15 protein-coding genes are annotated in these 17202 nt (G+C 52.2%); 9 read left to right on the forward strand and 6 right to left on the reverse strand.

What is annotated here, in order from left to right:
* Window positions 1-2336, forward strand: a 2336-nt coding sequence (locus AC0YNW_RS25265; protein ID WP_475834267.1) for an InlB B-repeat-containing protein, incomplete at its 5' end; no start/stop codon positions are given.
* A 348-nt stretch (window positions 2337-2684) separates the two neighbouring features.
* Here AC0YNW_RS25265 and AC0YNW_RS25270 read toward each other — a convergent pair.
* Window positions 2685-2822, reverse strand: a complete 138-nt coding sequence (locus AC0YNW_RS25270) for a hypothetical protein (RefSeq protein WP_165861395.1) — start codon at window positions 2820-2822, stop codon at window positions 2685-2687.
* Between the two features lie 273 nt (window positions 2823-3095).
* Between AC0YNW_RS25270 and AC0YNW_RS25275 the strand changes: the two genes are divergently transcribed.
* Window positions 3096-3275, forward strand: coding sequence for a hypothetical protein (locus AC0YNW_RS25275; RefSeq protein ID WP_387479874.1), 180 nt, complete (start codon window positions 3096-3098; stop codon window positions 3273-3275).
* Between the two features lie 125 nt (window positions 3276-3400).
* Here the strand turns inward: AC0YNW_RS25275 and AC0YNW_RS25280 are convergent, their stop codons facing one another.
* Genes AC0YNW_RS25280 through AC0YNW_RS25295 form a run of 4 tightly spaced genes read right to left on the reverse strand, consistent with a single transcriptional unit; the run spans window position 3401 to window position 7324 of the window.
* The gene (locus AC0YNW_RS25280) at window positions 3401-3865 is read right to left on the reverse strand and encodes a RidA family protein (RefSeq protein WP_387479873.1); all 465 of its coding nucleotides are present in this window, start codon (window positions 3863-3865) and stop codon (window positions 3401-3403) included.
* Between the two features lie 38 nt (window positions 3866-3903).
* On the reverse strand, window positions 3904-5514 hold the full coding sequence (locus AC0YNW_RS25285; RefSeq protein ID WP_475834268.1) for an N-acyl-D-amino-acid deacylase family protein: 1611 nt from the start codon (window positions 5512-5514) through the stop codon (window positions 3904-3906).
* A gap of 27 nt (window positions 5515-5541) precedes the next feature.
* Window positions 5542-6666, reverse strand: coding sequence for an alanine racemase (locus AC0YNW_RS25290; RefSeq protein ID WP_475834269.1), 1125 nt, complete (start codon window positions 6664-6666; stop codon window positions 5542-5544).
* A gap of 25 nt (window positions 6667-6691) precedes the next feature.
* Complete coding sequence (locus AC0YNW_RS25295; RefSeq protein ID WP_387479870.1) at window positions 6692-7324, reverse strand: helix-turn-helix transcriptional regulator; 633 nt, start codon at window positions 7322-7324, stop codon at window positions 6692-6694.
* Window positions 7325-7506: 182 nt separating this feature from the next.
* Between AC0YNW_RS25295 and AC0YNW_RS25300 the strand changes: the two genes are divergently transcribed.
* The 5 genes from AC0YNW_RS25300 to AC0YNW_RS25320 all read left to right on the forward strand — a co-directional run bounded on the left by AC0YNW_RS25300 (window position 7507) and on the right by AC0YNW_RS25320 (window position 13979).
* Window positions 7507-9285, forward strand: coding sequence for a cache domain-containing sensor histidine kinase (locus tag AC0YNW_RS25300; protein ID WP_475834270.1), 1779 nt, complete (start codon window positions 7507-7509; stop codon window positions 9283-9285).
* Window positions 9282-10817: a response regulator gene (locus tag AC0YNW_RS25305; RefSeq protein WP_475834271.1), complete on the forward strand. Its 1536-nt coding sequence runs from the start codon at window positions 9282-9284 to the stop codon at window positions 10815-10817. Before AC0YNW_RS25300 ends, AC0YNW_RS25305 begins: the two co-directional genes overlap by 4 nt.
* 94 nt (window positions 10818-10911) lie before the next feature.
* Complete coding sequence (locus AC0YNW_RS25310; RefSeq protein ID WP_475834272.1) at window positions 10912-12249, forward strand: extracellular solute-binding protein; 1338 nt, start codon at window positions 10912-10914, stop codon at window positions 12247-12249.
* 11 nt (window positions 12250-12260) lie between these two features.
* Window positions 12261-13280 (forward strand): CobW family GTP-binding protein, encoded by a 1020-nt coding sequence (locus AC0YNW_RS25315; RefSeq protein ID WP_475834273.1) that lies wholly within the window; start codon window positions 12261-12263, stop codon window positions 13278-13280.
* Window positions 13281-13391: 111 nt separating this feature from the next.
* On the forward strand, window positions 13392-13979 hold the full coding sequence (locus tag AC0YNW_RS25320) for a hypothetical protein (RefSeq protein WP_475834274.1): 588 nt from the start codon (window positions 13392-13394) through the stop codon (window positions 13977-13979).
* Between the two features lie 116 nt (window positions 13980-14095).
* Here AC0YNW_RS25320 and AC0YNW_RS25325 read toward each other — a convergent pair whose 3' ends face one another.
* On the reverse strand, window positions 14096-14404 hold the full coding sequence (locus AC0YNW_RS25325; protein WP_387479864.1) for a hypothetical protein: 309 nt from the start codon (window positions 14402-14404) through the stop codon (window positions 14096-14098).
* A gap of 217 nt (window positions 14405-14621) precedes the next feature.
* Between AC0YNW_RS25325 and AC0YNW_RS25330 the strand changes: the two genes are divergently transcribed.
* Together AC0YNW_RS25330 and AC0YNW_RS25335 are read left to right on the forward strand one after the other, a co-directional pair.
* Complete coding sequence (locus tag AC0YNW_RS25330) at window positions 14622-15452, forward strand: MerR family transcriptional regulator (RefSeq protein ID WP_475834275.1); 831 nt, start codon at window positions 14622-14624, stop codon at window positions 15450-15452.
* Window positions 15442-17187: an ABC transporter ATP-binding protein gene (locus tag AC0YNW_RS25335; protein WP_475834276.1), complete on the forward strand. Its 1746-nt coding sequence runs from the start codon at window positions 15442-15444 to the stop codon at window positions 17185-17187. Before AC0YNW_RS25330 ends, AC0YNW_RS25335 begins: the two co-directional genes overlap by 11 nt.
* The last annotated feature ends 15 nt before the right edge of the window (window positions 17188-17202 follow it).

Genomic DNA, 17202 nt, shown 5'->3' on the forward strand with positions numbered 1-17202 from the left:
TCGGCACGTCCAACGTAACGCTTTACGCGATCTGGACCTTGCTGCCAGAAGCAAAATATTATGTGACGTACCAAGGCAACGGGATTACATCCGGTGTAGCGCCGACGGATAACCAAGGCTACACGGCTGGTTCTACAGCAACGGTACTCGGCAGTGGAAACATGGTGAAGACAGGCTTCACTTTTGCGGGGTGGAATACGAAAGCTGACGGAACAGGTGCGATCTATGTTGAAGGCCAACCCATCACCGTGCTTTCCAATGTCACCCTGCACGCGCAATGGACGGCTGTTCCGATAGCAACCAATTCCATTACGTATTCGGGTAATGGCCATACTGCAGGCGAAGCCCCGGTTGATAACCAGGTATATCCGGAAGGAGCAGCTGCTCAGGTTGCTGACAGCGGCACGCTTCAAAGGCCCGGCTATACATTCGAGGGCTGGAACACCAAAGCCGATGGAACAGGAACAAGTTATTTGGCAGGAGCAACGATTACGGTTGGTTCGGACAAAATCATATTGTATGCGATCTGGATGAAAGTCCCAGAGATCACATACTCTATCACCTATGAGGGCAACGGTCATACATCAGGGGATGCTCCTTCGGATAGCATCAGCTATCCAGGCGGTTCCACTGCAACGATTCAAAACGTTGGCACATTGGCGAAAACAGGATACATCTTTGCAGGCTGGAACACAAAAGCGGACGGAACAGGTACTTCGTATACACAAGGGACAACACTGCAGGTGTCCGGTAATGTCACCCTGTATGCGCAGTGGTCGGCTGTACCTGCAGTCACCTATACAGTTACGTATAACGGAAATGGGCATACAAGCGGCAATGTTCCAGTAGACGGTATCGCATATGAATCTGGCGCAACCATAAAGGTTGCGGAAATCGGAACCGTAAGGAAATCCGGTTACTCCTTTGGCGGTTGGAATACAAAGGCGGACGGAACGGGTACTGCGTATGCGGTAGGTTCTACAATAACAGTAGGGACAGAGAATATCATCTTGTATGCCAAATGGATCGTTACTTCCAATCCGGGAACGCCTGGAACGAATCCAGACACTGGAACGGACACGGGAAATAGCATTGTATCGGGCAAAGTGGTCGGAGATTCGGAAGATTTGGTGGGCAAGGTTAACACATCTAACCAGAATAAGACGATCGATGTTCAATTGAACGAGGAGAAGGCAGCGCAAAAGCTGGATGAAGAGGGTCAGCAATCCCGATTGATTCTGGTTGTTGCTGCCGATCCGGAGCAACTTACTGTGAATCTGAGTGGTAAGCTGTTGGCGAAGATTCATGAACGAGAAGCTACACTGGAGATTCGTACCGAAAGCGCAGCCTATACGCTGCCGGCGTCGCAACTGAATCTGAATCAGGCTGCCGAACAGCTGGGAGCAAATATAGAGGATGTGCAAATTATTGTTGAGATAAAAAAAGTCTCTCCACAGCAACAAGCAAGCTTCGGTCAAGCGGTCGAACAATCGGGGGCACAGCTTATAGGCCAGCCGGTTGAATTCACGATTACCGTAACGAATGGCAGTCACTCTGTTCAGTTGAACAAATTCAACAGTTATGTAGAACGGGAGATCGTACTTCCAGAGGGTACTGATCCTTCTAAAATTACGACTGGGGTCGTGCTCGACAAAGACGGGAAAATTATTTATCATGTTCCGACAGTAGTATCTGTACAAGACGGACAGTATTCTGCTCATATTAACAGCTTGTCGAACAGTATGTATTCGATAATTTGGAATCCCGTTACATTCGCGGATGTGGAGAAGCATTGGTCGAAGCAGGACGTCAATGATATGGGCTCCAGACTAGTCGTGAAAGGAACGAGCAAAGATCGTTTCAATCCGGAGGGATCGGTCACCCGTGCAGAATTCGCTGCCATATTGGTTCGAGCGCTAGGTCTGCAGGAGAACGGTTCATCCAGTTCCTTCAGCGATGTAAGCAAGAGCGCCTGGTACTATCAAGCAGTGAGCAAGGCCGTAGAATACGGCATTGTTACGGGGTACACGGATGGTACTTTTAAGCCAGGTGCTACCATCAGCAGGCAGGAAGCGATGGTGATGATCGCTCGGGCTATGCGAATGACCGCTAGTCATCCAGCTTTATCGGATGCGGCGAAAGCAACGGCCTTGTCGAGCTTTAAGGATAAAGGCCAGGTAGCGGAATGGGCAGAGCAGTCCGTAGCAGAGACTGTATACAGCGGTTTAGCGAAGGGCAGCCCTGACGGCAACTTGAAGCCAGAGGCAACCATGACAAGAGCGGAGACGGCTGCGATGGTACGCAGGTTGCTTCAACAAGCGGGATTGATCAACTAATCCTAACAGGTACCTGGAATGATGGATATGAGAAAGAGAGCTGCCGCGGCAGCTCTCTTTTTATGTTCGCGCATCGGTTAAGAGCTTTGCTCGTGAGGCTCATCCATAAACCAGGAGATATACGTGCACTGCTCACAGATCAATATAACCACATTGCGATTAGCCCAGTCGATGCCGAAGAAGGTAGCTCCTCTTGAGTTGAGCTGTCTTTAGTCTTATAGCGGCCAGAGCTTTAAGTCTTGTCCATCGCAAAACGGAAGGAAAGGCCCGCCTGAGCGAGCCTTTCCGAATGTGTCAAGGGCATCTGAACATGTCTGCATGCATGGAGGATACATATCAGACGTTAGATTACCATTTACCGCCGCCGAAACCGCCATAGCCGCCGAAGCCAAAGCAACTGCAAGCGATAATCACCAACAGGATAAAGAGTACCAGGATCGCTCCAACGGAGTTGTTGCCGTAAGCACCACCAACGCAACCGGACATTGTTACATGCACCTCCTTACGTTTTGAGTACTCTGTATGTTATTCGCCTCTGGTTCAATATGACTGGGCAAGTAACATGAGGACATTAAACTTCGGCTATCGCCTAGATAACGGGGCAACGGGCTAGAGTAGCCTGGCCACATGCCGTGGCACATGAACAAAGGTGTGGGCACAAAGCAAAAATAAGCAAACACACAATTTTCCGATTCGCCTATACATCCCGGGGGAGAATACATAGGATACTGTACCTTCAAAAAAAAGGAGCTGAACAACTTGAATTACGCGGCAAACATGTCTGCAGCCAATGTATCTGGCGCAAATATATCCGGCGGAGCTAACGCCCACTACCCAGTAGCAGGCGTAGCTTGCGGAAGTCCTTGCTCAAACAGCGCTGGCGCTATCCTTGTTCTCTTCATTCTATTGGTTATCATTACACGCACGATTCTGTTCTAATCCAAATTCGACTCTGATCTTGCAACGAACCAAATCGCAAGCGTGTCCACATGCTGATGATAACGACAAAAAATCCCCAAGCGACAGAATCGCTTGGGGATTTTTACATTGTACAGACGTCAGAACTAGTCACGAACCTCAGCAATCAGTTCGATCTCAACCGGTGTATGGAACGGAAGATCGCTTGTGCCGATTGCGGAACGAGAGTGACGGCCTGCTTCTCCGAATACGTCGATCAGAAGCTGGGAAGCGCCGTTAATAACGTAAGGCTGATCGCCGAAGCCAGGAGCGCTGTTAACGAAAGCCAAAATTTTAACTACCTTTACAACGCGGTCCAGATCGCCAAGGTGTTGTTTCATAGCAGCAAGCAGGTTGATGACAACTTGGCGAGCCGCTTCTTGGCCTTGCTCGATGGTCAGATCGGAGCCAACTTTGCCTTCATACATAAGTACGCCGTCGATGCGGCAGTCGAAGCCGGATGTGTAGATCAGGTTGCCCGTTTGGTTCACGGTTTTGTACAGAAATTTTGGTTCTGGCAATACCGGCAAAGTAATTCCTAGTTCAGCAAGACGTTGTTCGATTTTAGACATGTTCATTTCTCCTTTAAATCTTTATTGGTTGCTGCCGATTAATGAGGATGCGAGCAGCAGTGCTGAGCCCGGATTAACGAGCCTTCGCGTTTATGTGTATGGACGCCATGCGACAGAGTCAGCTGGCCTCCTACAACGACATGTGAGATCCCTGTTGGGAATTGGCGCGGATCGGCGAAAGTAGCCGTATCCTGAATCGTTTCCATATCGAAAACGGTAATATCGGCAGCATAACCCGGCACAAGAAGTCCGCGTTTGCCCAGCTTGAAGCGTTGAACCGGGAAGGAAGTCAGCTTGCGGACCGCCTGCTCCAGCGACAATATCTTGTCATCGCGTACAAACTTGGCGAAGACGCGCGGGAATGTGCCGTAGGTGCGAGGATGAGGCTTGCCGATCTCGCAGTTCAAGCTATCGGATGCGATAAGCGATTTCTCGTACGAGATAACTTGCTTCACGTCATCATCAGACATATGGAAGTAGACGATCGCGATTTGTCCGTCTTCCTCCAGCAGCAGATCCATCATGCAATCTACAGGGTGCTGGCTGCGCATCTCGGCGATTTCCGAGATAGGCTTGCCTTCCAGATGCTTGTTTTTGTCCGAATTCACGGAAGACACAATAACGCTGTTCCAGCCAGTGGAGCATACGAGGTTATCCCATTCTGTCTGCTCGTGGCTAAGCTCTTCCTTAATGCGGGCACGCAGGCTCGGGTTGCGGAAGGTTTCCAGCGTCGCTTCAATGCCGCCCTCCAATACCCATGGAGGCAGCACTGTCGTCAGTGTAGTCGAACCCGCATTGTACGGATAGACGTCTACAGTTACATCCATGCCGCGCGCTCTTGCCGCTTCGACAAGCTCCAGCGCATCCATTACTTTGCCCCAGTTGATTTTGCCGGCGGCTTTGAGATGGCTGATATGAAGCGAGATGCCTGTTTTCTCGGCAATCCAGATGACTTCGGCTACCGATGGGAGCAGATTGTTGCCTTCGCCGCGAATATGAGTGGACAGCAGGCCGTTATACTTCGGCAGGACACTGCAAAGCTCAGCGAGCTCTTCACGGGACGTATAGCTGCCCGGTGCGTAGAGAAGACCGATGGACAAGCCGATGGCTCCCGCACGAAGGCCTTCCTCCAACAATTCCTTCATACGCACGATTTCAGCGGAAGTAGCGGGACGATTCTCGAAGCCCATGACGGCGATACGCAGCGCGCCATGCGCGACATAGGTGGCAATATGCTCGGAGATGGAAGACTTGGCGACATGGTCCATATATTGACCTACGGTCTCCCAAGGCCATTCCCAGCTTGTATTGCCGACAACGGGCTGAATGTAGGTTTTCAGCAGCTCCGCATTGCTTGGAACGAGCGGAGCAGGAGCCAGACCGCAGTTGCCTACAACTTCAGTTGTTACGCCTTGCTGCAGCTTGATATCACTGTTCGGATGATCCAGAATCATCAGATCGGAGTGGCAGTGACCATCGATGAAGCCGGGGGAAATAATTTGATGGCCGACATCGATTACTTTATGCGCTTCTTGATCGATGCTCCCTACCGATACGATGATGCCGTCCTTGACGCCGATATCTCCCCGAAACCAAGGGTTTCCGGTACCGTCGACAATTTTACCGTTCTTAAATACTAAGTCAAGCATGGTTAGCCAATCTCCTCTCGTATGGCGCTACTCCAGCAGGCCGCGTGCGGCTACTGGCGCTTGTACCAGCGTGCCGTCGGCTTGCTGCAGATAGACGAAGTTGTGCAAGTTGATCGTGCTGCAGATGTGATTAGGAATAATGGCAATGACGTCGCCGACTTGATATGGACTATCGGCTTGGACCGAGATGACGCCATGCTCTTCGTTCATGCGCTCGAACACAGCATCGGGATCGCCAACGATATGACCGAAGCCCTTCAGATGAAGCGGCGCTTTGTCCGGCTGCACGTCCGTTGCGAACGTCTTGCTTCCCCCGTCGATGACAATCCGGGTTGGCGTGGGACGGCTGACGACGGTAGCCATAACAGCGCCTGCGCAGTCGCTTGTCTCGCAAAGCCCGAATCCCGCTTGCATGACATCCTGGTAAATATAAGTACCAGGACGAACCTCTGTAATGCCCTCAATCTCTGCTGCGTACAGAGCCGTTGGCGAGGAGCCGACGCTAATGTCGCGAATCGCTACGCCAGCGGCGCGTATCGCTTCAGCCGTCTGTACCATAAAGCGGCCTTCCTCATGACCTGCCGCCTTAAGGTCCATTGTTGCCGAGCCGGCGAGCATCGCGCCGCGATAGGTGAAGATACCGCCTAGCAAGACGCCGTCCAGCTTGGAGATTTGCTGCGCCAGGGCTGGCGCTGCTTCTGCATCGACACCCGTCCGGTTCAAGCCGGATTCGACCTCCATTCTCACTTCCAGCTGCACACCGTGCTTCGAGGCAGCCTGCGAGATGCGCTGGGCTCCATCCAGGCTGTCCACGCCGATGATGAGGCGAATGCCGGATTGAACGAGCTTGACGGCTCTCTCCAGCTTGGACATCGCTACAATCGGATAAGCGACAAAAATATCGGTAATGCCGCCGGCTGCCATAACTTCCGCTTCGGCGATCTTGGCAACCGTAATGCCGATAGCGCCCGCATCAAGCTGACGCTGCGCCATCTGAGGCAGCTTATGTGTCTTGGCATGCGGACGAAGCTGAACGCCGGTCTTCTTGATCGCTTCGGCCATCTTGGCAATGTTGGATTCCACCGCTTCCAGCGAGATGACAACGCCAGGCGTTTCGATTGCTGCAGCGATTATGCTTGCGTTACGGCTCATTGTATAAGAACCTCCCATTATTCCTTCAAGATTTCGATTCTTCTAAGTAGTTATATAACGTAAATTTGGAGATGCTTAAATACCCGCATATTTTCTCTCCCGATTTCTTGATCAGGAAAGCGCCCTTCTGATCCAGGAGCTGGATCAGTCGTATCTTGTCTTCTTTGGTCATGAGCGCCGGCGGTCTGCCGATCGTCTCCTGGGCCTCCATGATTAGCGTATCCAGCAGCTCGTTCACATTGCTGACGAATGATTCGCGTACAGGCTGAAGGCCGCTTCCCGTCAAGGATTGAAGTGTCTTCTCCGCCATCATGATATCGGTTATATCCAGGTTAATGCACACGGCCCCGATAATCTGACCGGCTTTATTCTTCACGTACATCGAGGTAGAGCGTAGGATGCGCCCGTCCGCCGTCTGGGTTATATAATTGTGGCGGTTGTCGCCGTCGGAAGTACCGCGCATAATTTCCAGACCGAGATTGGTACTGGGATCGCCGACTTTGCGTCCCGTTACATGTCCGTTCTCAATGGCGACAATGGTGCTGTCGTAAGGCTTCGACCAGTCATGAATGACCACTTCGCAATTGTCCCCGAATTGTGCGGCAATGCCTTTGGCAAGCTCGAAAAAAAACATGAATTCTTGGGATATAGTCTCCAACGTACGCCCCCTTTCCATACCTCTAACCTTTATCTAGTCCAAATGGTACACCTACACAAACGAAAAATCAAACTAAAATTTTGTTATACTAAAAAAAAGTATGATAGGCTGTGAAGCCGATAGCCAATGGCCGAAATGGTCATTCTAAATAGAGGTTTTTTTGGCAGGAGGAATGAGGTTTTATGCGTTGGATCAGCAGCTCGTTGAAACGTAAACTATCCGTATTTTTATTATTGGCCGTTCTAATTCCCTTACTTGCGCTTGGTTTGTTCGCTTATAATATGGCGGCAACCGCAACGGAAGAGAAGGCTAAGCAGTCCGGCACCGGAATACTGAGGCAGATGGCGACCAATCTGGAATTCATCGTACAGGACGCCGACAATTTATCGCTTTTTATGATCGGACAGAAGGATGTGCAGCAATTTTTGAGCGGGACGGGAACAGATCCGGTTCAACAAACGAAAATGATTGAGTTTTTATCTAATTTGGTCTATTCCAAACGATATATTTCCGATATTACTATATATCCGGTTCATTCTTCTCCGCCGATTTCGAATACGACCATATTCCATACGGATCTGCAAAGTGCGGATGAACGGATAGAGGATTTTCAGTCACGAACCAAATTTTGGACGGCCAAATATGAGACGGACACAGCTACAGGCACGAATCAGGTTATTTCGCTTGTCAGGCCGATACGCAGCTTAACGAACTATAGACATTTGGGTACGCTCGTCATCAGCTTGAATGAACGCGCCATTACGCAAATATTGAATCAAGCCAGTATTTCAGAAAATGGAGAGGTGTGGCTAAGCAACAGCGAAGGCGTCGTACTGTCTGGTACCGGGGAGAATCCGGCGGAGTCAGGCAAGCTTGCTGAGCTGCTTACGGACCCGAGGCTTGAGAATGAGTCGGGCTGGCTATATGATGGGACTGGTGAAAAGAAGCGGACCGTGTTATATGACAAAGTCGATGGCGTGGAATGGACCGTGACGGGCGTTATGCCTATGGAAGACTTCCGCAATGAGAACAGCTATGTGCTGAAGCTGATGGTAGCCGTTATTGGCGTGTCCATGCTCATTGCTTCTTTACTTGTCTTATATTTTGTACAACGAATTACGAATCCGCTTATGATGCTGACGAGCTTCCTGAAAAGCTCAAGTCCAGAGGATTCCTTCCAGACGTATCCCGTCGAATCGATGGACGAGGTTGGCCAGCTTGTTCGAAGCTACAATGGGCTGAGCGACCGAATCGTCCAGCTCACTGAGCAGGTCAAGCAGGAGGAATCCAGCAAGAAGGAAGCGGATATGCAGGCGCTGCAGGCGCAGATCAACCCTCACTTCCTATATAACACGTTATCGTCGATACATTGGATGGCGCTGATGAACAGAGACGACAAGATCGCCGATATGGTGGGAAGCTTGAGCGATTTTCTGCGGTTCAGCTTGAACAAGGGGGAAGAGTTCTGCTCCGTGGAGCAGGAGGTGGCGCATGCCAAGCATTACGCCAATATTCAGTCGATCCGGTTCCCGGGCAAGTTCTGGATCAAGCTGGAGGTCGATCCTGACCTGGGCGCGGAACGTATGCTGAAGCTGCTGCTGCAGCCGCTGATCGAGAATGCGCTCATTCATGGCATCCAGCAGCAGCCGGAGGCGGGGGAGATCAAAGTGACCGCGGAGCGGGCAGAGGGGCGGATGCTCTTCAGCGTAGAGGACAACGGGGTCGGCATGCTGCCCGAGAAGCTGGCCGAGATCAGGCAAGAGCTTAAAGGCCCTGAAGACCAGAAGAAGGATATGGAGCGGCTGGAGCGAGGGAGCTACGGACTGCGCAATGTGCATAAGCGGCTTCAGCTGCATTATGGCATGGAGTCGGGATTGCGCATTGAGAGCGCGTATCAAGAGGGGACGAAGGTATCCTTCGCCATACCGCTTATGCTTAAAGAGGAGGCGGAGTCGGAATGAAGCTATTAATTGTAGATGATGAAGTCATTATACGCACGGGTCTAAGTACTGTGATTCCGTGGTCGGAATACGGATATGAGCTGCTTCGGCCTGCGGCATCCGCGGAGGAAGCGATCGCAAGGCTGGGGTCGGAGCGTCCGGATATTGTACTGACCGATATTCAGATGACCGGGCTTAACGGATTCGACCTGGCAAGAGAAGTGAAGCGGCTGCTGCCCAGCACGGAAGTCATTATCCTGACGGGGTATGATCAATTCGAATATGCGAGAAGGGCCATTACGGAGGGGGTAAGCGATTATTTGCTCAAGACGAGCCGTCCCGACGAAATCAAGAGCGCGGTAGGCAACGCTCGCGAGCGTATCATTATGCGAGGAGAAAGCGGCAACCGGAATGAGCTGCGCGAGAAGCTGATTGAGACGCTTATCCAAGGCGGCGAGGTGGACTATGCGACAATGCGCCAGAGCATGAGGCTCTTGCCAAGGCTCCGGATGGATACGGCTTCGCGTTATGTCGTCTGCTGTATTGGGGCTACCGGCTGGGGGACAGAGAACGGTTATGGCAAGCTCCTGCTGTTCGCAGCCCATAATGTGATCGATGAGCTGGTCGAGGGAGAAGCGGCTTTGCGGGAGGATCAAATTCTGTTGATTCTTCCTCTTATGAACGGCGAGGAAGGCAGCTTGGTCAAGCTGGAAGACATTCTGATGCGAATAGAGCGCAAGCTGAAATGCAAGCTTTACGCCGCGGTAGGCGAAGAGGTCTGCAGCCTCGACGAACTAAAGCGTTCCATTGGCAGCGCGCAGCACACATTCCTGTATCACGGATTGCTGCCCGATGTTCGAATGATCCATACTCGTGACGTTAGCAGCCGCAAGGGCAGCCGCCGGGCTTGTTCGCCGGGGGAGAAGGAGGATTTGTATGCACTGCTGCAGGAAGGGGATGCGCCCGCGCTTCAGCTTTGGCTGGAAGGCGTGGTAGATGCGTTGGAATCAGATGAAGAAACAACGCCGGAATCCTATCATGCTTATCTGAATTCTATGCTGCTGGAGGCGGAGGAGTCAGTCCATCGCTTAGTACAGGAGGCAGGCGCACAGTCCCCGGCGGCGATCAAGGCGCAGCCGATTCCGTTAAAGCTTGCTGCTGAGAACGGGCGCGAGGAGATAATGAATCGCGTGCTGGAACTATTGAAGGATTATTTAACCGCTTCCGGCCATCACAGCACGCCGCCTATGAATCGTGCGATCACCTACATACAGGAGCATCTGGAAGAAGACCTGTCGCTGGCTTTGGTTGCAAAGCGCGTCCAGCTTACTCCGCATCATTTCAGTGAAGTGTTCCGCAGGGAGACAGGCCGTACGTATGCTGAGTTTGTGGCAAAGACCAGAGTGGAGAAGGCGATGGAGCTGCTCAAAGAGTCAGATGCGTCTTTCAGCGAGATTGCAAGTCGTGTGGGGTACGGAGACGTGGAGTTTTTCAGCGGGCTATTCGAAAGTCAAACGGGCTATACGCCGTGGGAATATCGCCGCAGGGGATAAAAACAAGAGGGCTGCATAGGACATACAGTCTAAGCGGATTCACAAATTCGTTATCGTACCAATCGATTACATTATCATTTGGGGGGAACACGGGATGAAAAGAACTGTATTGGCAGTTGTCGCCTTGACCGTTCTTCTTGCCGTGTCGGCTGGTTGCAGTATCCTTAAGTCTTGGGATGCCAACAAGTCCGGCAATATAAAGGCAACCATTTCGTTGTGGCATAATTTCACCGGAGATGATCTGCGCGCGCAGACGATGCGTGCGATTATTCAAGAATTTGAAGAAGCTCATCCAAAAATCAAGCTTAAGGTAAGGGCGATTGCGCCTGACGAATATCGAAAGCGGCTGAAGGAAAGTGCGGAGACGGGCCATATGCCGGATGTGTTCGTCTTATGGAGCGGGTCAATGACAAGGGAATATGCAGCCGCATCCTTAATCCAACCGATCGATGAGCTGGTGGATGCGTATCCGGAATGGAGGGACGGCTTCCTGCCGAATTCGCTGGAAGCCTTCAATGATAGAGGGCTTGTCTATGGGGCGCCGATGGGGTTGTCGCCAACCTCAATCCTGTATTATAACAAACGGATCTTTGAGGAGAACAGACTGAGCGTGCCGAAGACGTGGAGCGAGCTGCTATACGTGATCGGTAAGTTTAACAGCAAGGGGATCACGCCAATCGCTCTAGGCAACAAGGCGGGATGGCCTGCTCAATCCAGTATTTTCAGTTCGCTTGCGGACCGTGTGACCGGTTCGGATTGGCTCATGTATGCAGCACGCCAGGAAGAGGGCGTCCGCTTCACAGACCCGGCATTCATCACAGCGCTGAATTATATGAAGCAGCTCGGTGATGCGGGAGCATTCCAGGAAGGCTACCAGCACATCGATAATGTGGAGATGGAGCTTATGTTCGCAAGAGGAGAGGCGGCCATGATGATCAATGGCGGGTGGGCGCTGACGAATCTGGCAGCGAATGCGACACAGGATGCGATGAGCGAGATGGGAGCGGCGCTGCTGCCCGTTGTTCCGGGCGGCAAGGGAGACCCGAATACGCTGGCAGGGGCAGTCGGCGAAGGCATGGCGCTGGGTGAACATGTTGATGGCGCTGAAAAGGAAGCCGCTTTTGAGTTAATCTATGCAATGTCCGGTCCGGAGGCTCAGCAGCGGACGCTGGATAGTAACCAACTGGTCAGCTATAAAATTGAACTGGACAAGAGCAAGGTATCTCCGATCTTTGCAGAAGTGTATGATTTGGTGAATAGCGTTAGCCTGACTCCTGTCTATGACGGCGTGCTGACGACAGAAGGCGCAGAGGCGTTGAACGACGGACTGCAGGAGCTGCTGGAGGGAGGAGATCCGAAGAAGATAGCCGCCAGCGTTCAGGAAGCGCATGCCAAGGCGCTGGGACAGCTGCTCGGGAATAGAATTGAATAAGGAGAATGAAAATGATGAGTGAGCAAAGTCAATCTGTTATAGCATCACAGAAGACGCCCGTCTATTTATTGTCAGGTTTCTTGGGCAGCGGCAAGACGACGTTTTTGAGCAGCATGCTGACCCGAATGAAGGAAGAGGGAAAGCGTCCGGCTGTTATTATGAATGAACTTGGCGACATTAATCTGGATGGTGAATTGATCGACCGCGATGTTCCAATGGCTGAGATGCTTGGCGGCTGCATCTGCTGCTCCATTCGCGGCGATCTAGGGGTAGAGATTGCATCCTTGATCGGCCAGCATCATCCTGATGCCATCATCATCGAGTCGACGGGCGCAGCCAATCCGATGGAGACGCTCGACGGGGTAACCGATGCGGCGATGTATGCTTCCTTGGAGCTCCGCTCCGTCATTACAGTCGTAGACGGACCCGAGCTGCTGGAGCGAAGAAAGCTGGGCAAGGGACGCACCTATAAGCTCATGGTGGAACAGATTAGATGCGCTACGCTCCTGTTGCTGAACAAGACCGACCGTCTGGCGCCAGATCAGCTGGTGGAAGCGCAGCAATTGCTTAGGGAGCTGAATGCGCATGCGGCGATTATGCCGACCGTTCGTTGCGGGATAACCGACTGGGAGTGGATGAGTGAAACGGCCCTCCAAGAGACGACTGACCGGCATGTGCAGGGGCAGGACGGGCATGGCGAGCATAGCGAGAATCACGAGCATCACGAGCATCATCATAGTCATGGACATGTCATGGCGTACACCCATTATTTGGACGGCCCCGTTCAGAGCGAGGCGTTCGAAGCGTTATTGCAGCAATTGCCGGATTCCATCTATCGCGCGAAGGGAGTGGTATCCTTCTCGGATATGTCCAGCGGGAGCCGTTATCTGTTCCAATATGCGTATAAGGAATCTGATTTCATGCGTATCGAGCCTCAGGGTCATGTGAATGATGTCGCTGTATTTATTGGCGAGCACTTCTCCAAGGCGGAGCTGCTGAAGATGATTGAGGAGATGAAGGCCAAGTCATAAATTGTTGAATCATGTCTATCTGACGTTGTGTATGGGAACAATACTCCAAATGAGGGGAATGCGCACACGCATCCGCTCCACATACATTGCGACAGAAGGGTGAGACAGCAAATGAAGAAGGTCAACATATACCTGATTATGGCGGCCGCAATCGGCATCGCAGCAGCCTCCGTAGGCTCGTCCCATACAGCCATCTATGCGGACCATCAGTCCGTGGCCCAGATGCTTGAAGGGCCGGTCCTTCAGGACGAAAAGGATATGAAGCATCATCGCGGCGGGATGTCCAAGGAGCAATTCGAAGCTTACCGGCTGAAGAAATTGCAGGAAATGGCTGTCTACTTCGGCATCTCGACAGATGGCAAATCCGCGGATCAGCTGAAGAAGGAGCTTCTTGTTGCCAAGGAAGCCAATAAGGAGAAGTGGGAAGCCTTCAAAGCGGAGCATCGGGCGAAGCGTCTGGAGCATCTGCAGAAGATTGCGGAGAAGCATGGCATCGAGACAAAAGGTAAAACCGAGGATCAGCTTCGCGAAGAGCTCGAGAAGGCTCACGTCGACAAGGAGAAGCATCACTGGAAGGAAAGAAGCGAGGAGCGCCGCGAGGAGCCTACTCCGCAGCCAACGGCTGCGCCAGAGAAGGAAGCGACGCCTCTGCCAACCGCTGCGCCAGAGAAGACGGCGCCTAAAGGGAAGAAATCCTGATTGCATGCACGCAGGCATAGAAGTTTGCCAGAGAGGTTCTGGCAGGCTCCTATGCCTTTTTTATATGCGCGCTTTGGGAAGCGGTCGCTGGCAGGTGCCAGGCTTGAAAGGCCATTCTAAAAGGTCGTCGCAAAAATCGTCCCGAACAATAGCACGACAATTAACAGATAAAAGGCCAGTATGATGGCCGCCCATATGAGCGCTGCCTTGAAGTAATTCTGCTTCGACGGGTTGCCTTCCCCGAAGGCGAATACGAACATCATGATAATGTTCACAACAGGAATGATCATAAGCAGCATGGTGAGCATCCATTCCTTGACCGACACGATAGGCGCAGTGTCCTGAGACTGCTGCAAGACATGCTGATGGTATGCTTGCTGAGGGCTGCCTTCGCTGAATGGCGGCGGAACCGAGTTGTTCTCCACATTAATCGCTCCTTCCGAACGGGATAGGTAGCTGAAGAGCCACAGTTCATTATATAGAGGAATGCTGTAATTAAAACCAAAATTATCGAGGTGCTTATCCAACATTCGACCGAAGCTGACAAGCTATGATGAGCCATAGTTTTTTTTGAAAAAAAGGCTTGCGCTTGACGTTACGTCAAGTGATATGCTCGTATCATAGAGGGAGGAGGACGACAGGATGGAGAGTCAATCGGCTACGGAAAAGACCTACGCCATCGGGGCATTCGCCAAGCTGACCGGGGTGACGGAGCGCACGCTTAGATTTTATGACCGGAAAGAGCTGCTTACGCCCTCCGGCCGCAATGCGCAGGGTCATCGCTATTACACGGAACGGGATTTGCTTCGGCTGCAGCAAATATTGACGTTGAAATATTTGGATTTCAGCCTGGAGGAAATTGCAGAGCACTTCGCAGAGCCACGGGCTGATCTGGAGCAGTCGCTGGCTCTTCAATACGAGATGCTCAAGAAGAAACGGCAGCAGCTGGATCAGGCGATCTTTACAATAGAGCGGCTTAGAACCTATGTGGACGGAACGGAAAAGCTGGATAGCGGCTTGCTGCTCATGTTCATTCACAACATTCAGAATGAAGAGGGCCAGAAGCAATATTTGTCCGAGCGCATGCCTTCCGTTCTGGTAGACGCGATCTACCATGTGGGCGTGGATGAGGAGGTCAGGCTGGAGCGGGAGCGCATAATGACCCTTACGCTGGTCGAGCTTCTGTCGCATTGCAAGGCCGGCAAAAGTCCGACCGATCCAGAGGTGCTGGCTGTCGGCAGTAAGATGGTACAGATCGTGACCGAGGTGCTGGCACCAGCGATAAGCCAGTTGAGCAAGCAGGAGCTCTCGAAGCTGGAGCAGGAGATTGAGCAGAGCCTTGACCCGGTTCTGTTCCAGATTAGTCTATCCAAGGAAGAGGAGACTTTTGTGCAGACTGTCATGGAGGAGCTTGAGAAGAGAGAGAAGGAGAAAGAGAATCAGGAGGATGGGGGGAATTCCGATGGACATTAAACCGTTTTTCTCATTGATTGGCAAGCATAGGCCCGCCAAGTGGATCATAGCGGCGGCTATCGTACTGGGACTGCTGGAGACCGCCATGTCGCTGCTTATTCCGCTACTGACAAAGGATGTGGTGGAGCAGTTGTCGGCATCGGCGCTGGAGACCTTCACGATTGTGTCGCTTGCAGCCATATTTATTCTACAGACCGTGTCATCCGGCTTCTCGGTCTATACGATGTCCTACGTCGGCCAGTTCATTATCGGAGGCATTCGCAAGGAGCTGTGGGAGCGTGTGCTCCGCCTTCCGGTTCCATTCTACGACCGGAATACGTCCGGAGAGACGATGAGCCGCGTGACGAATGATTCGAATGTCATTAAGGATTTCATCATTAGCCATGTGATCTCGTTCCTCGGAGGCATCGTCTCCATTATCGGGGGCATCGCGATTCTGCTCTATATCGACTGGAAGATGACAGTGCTGATGTTCATCGCCGTGCCGCTCGCGATGCTTATTCTATGGCCGCTCGGCAGCAAGATGTTTAAAATTTCCAAGTCCATGCAGGACGAGACGGCGCTGTTCCAAGGCGACCTCGGGCGGGTATTGTCCGATATCCGGCTCGTCAAGGCTTCGCTGGCGGAAGAGGTAGAGTACAAGCAAGGCAAAGGACGGATTAAGAGCCTGTTCCGCTTCGGCTTGCAGGAAGCGAAGATTATGTCGATCGTAACACCGCTCATGATGACGATTATGTTGCTTATTCTTGTACTGCTAATCGGCTACGGCGGCGTAAGAGTCGCGCAAAATTCCTTGTCCACGGGCGAGTTGGTAGCGATTATTTTGTACATGTTCCAAATCGTCATGCCGTTCACGCAGATGGCGTCATTCTTCACGCAATTCCAGAAGGCGATGGGCGCTTCGATGCGCATCATTGAGCTGCTGGAGGAGCCTGCAGAGTCGTCGAGGGCATCGGCGAGCGGTGCGAAGGGACAGCCGTTCGCACTCAGTAAGGATCTGACATTGGCTTTTGAAGGAGTCAGCTTTGCCTATTCGCCTGATAGGCCGATCGTCAAAAATCTAACTTTCCAGGCACAACCCGGCGGCATGACTGCTATTGTAGGACCAAGCGGAACCGGCAAGACGACGTTATTTTCCCTCATCGAGCGATTCTATGACCCTAGTGACGGCATCATTCGTTATGGAGATGTGCCGATTGCGGATATTGGACTTGACGGCTGGCGCAGCCGCATCGCTTATGTCTCTCAGGATAGCCCGATGATGGCGGGAACGATTCGCCATAATCTCACGTATGGCCTCGCAGAAGCAGATGAATCCCGAATTAGAGAGGCGCTCGCGCAATCCAATCTCTCTGAATTTATTGCCTCGCTTCCGCAGGGCTTGGAGACAGAGGTAGGCGAGAGAGGCGTGAAGCTGTCCGGCGGCCAACGCCAGCGTCTGGCGATCGCAAGAGCGCTGCTGCGCGATCCCGATATTCTGTTGCTGGATGAAGCGACCGCGCATCTGGACAGCGATTCGGAGAAGCTGGTTCAGGAAGCGCTGAACGAACTAATGAAGGCTAGAACGACGCTAGTCATCGCACACCGGCTGTCCACGATCAGCAATGCGGACAAAATCATTGTGCTGGAGAAAGGCGAGGTGACGGGGCAAGGCACCCATGCTGAACTGCTGCAAACTCATGAGCTGTATGCAAAGCTGGTGGAGCAGCAATTTATCGACAATCAAGCTATGTAGTTACCTAGCACGGGC

Source organism: Paenibacillus sp. J31R120, assembly GCF_056269225.1.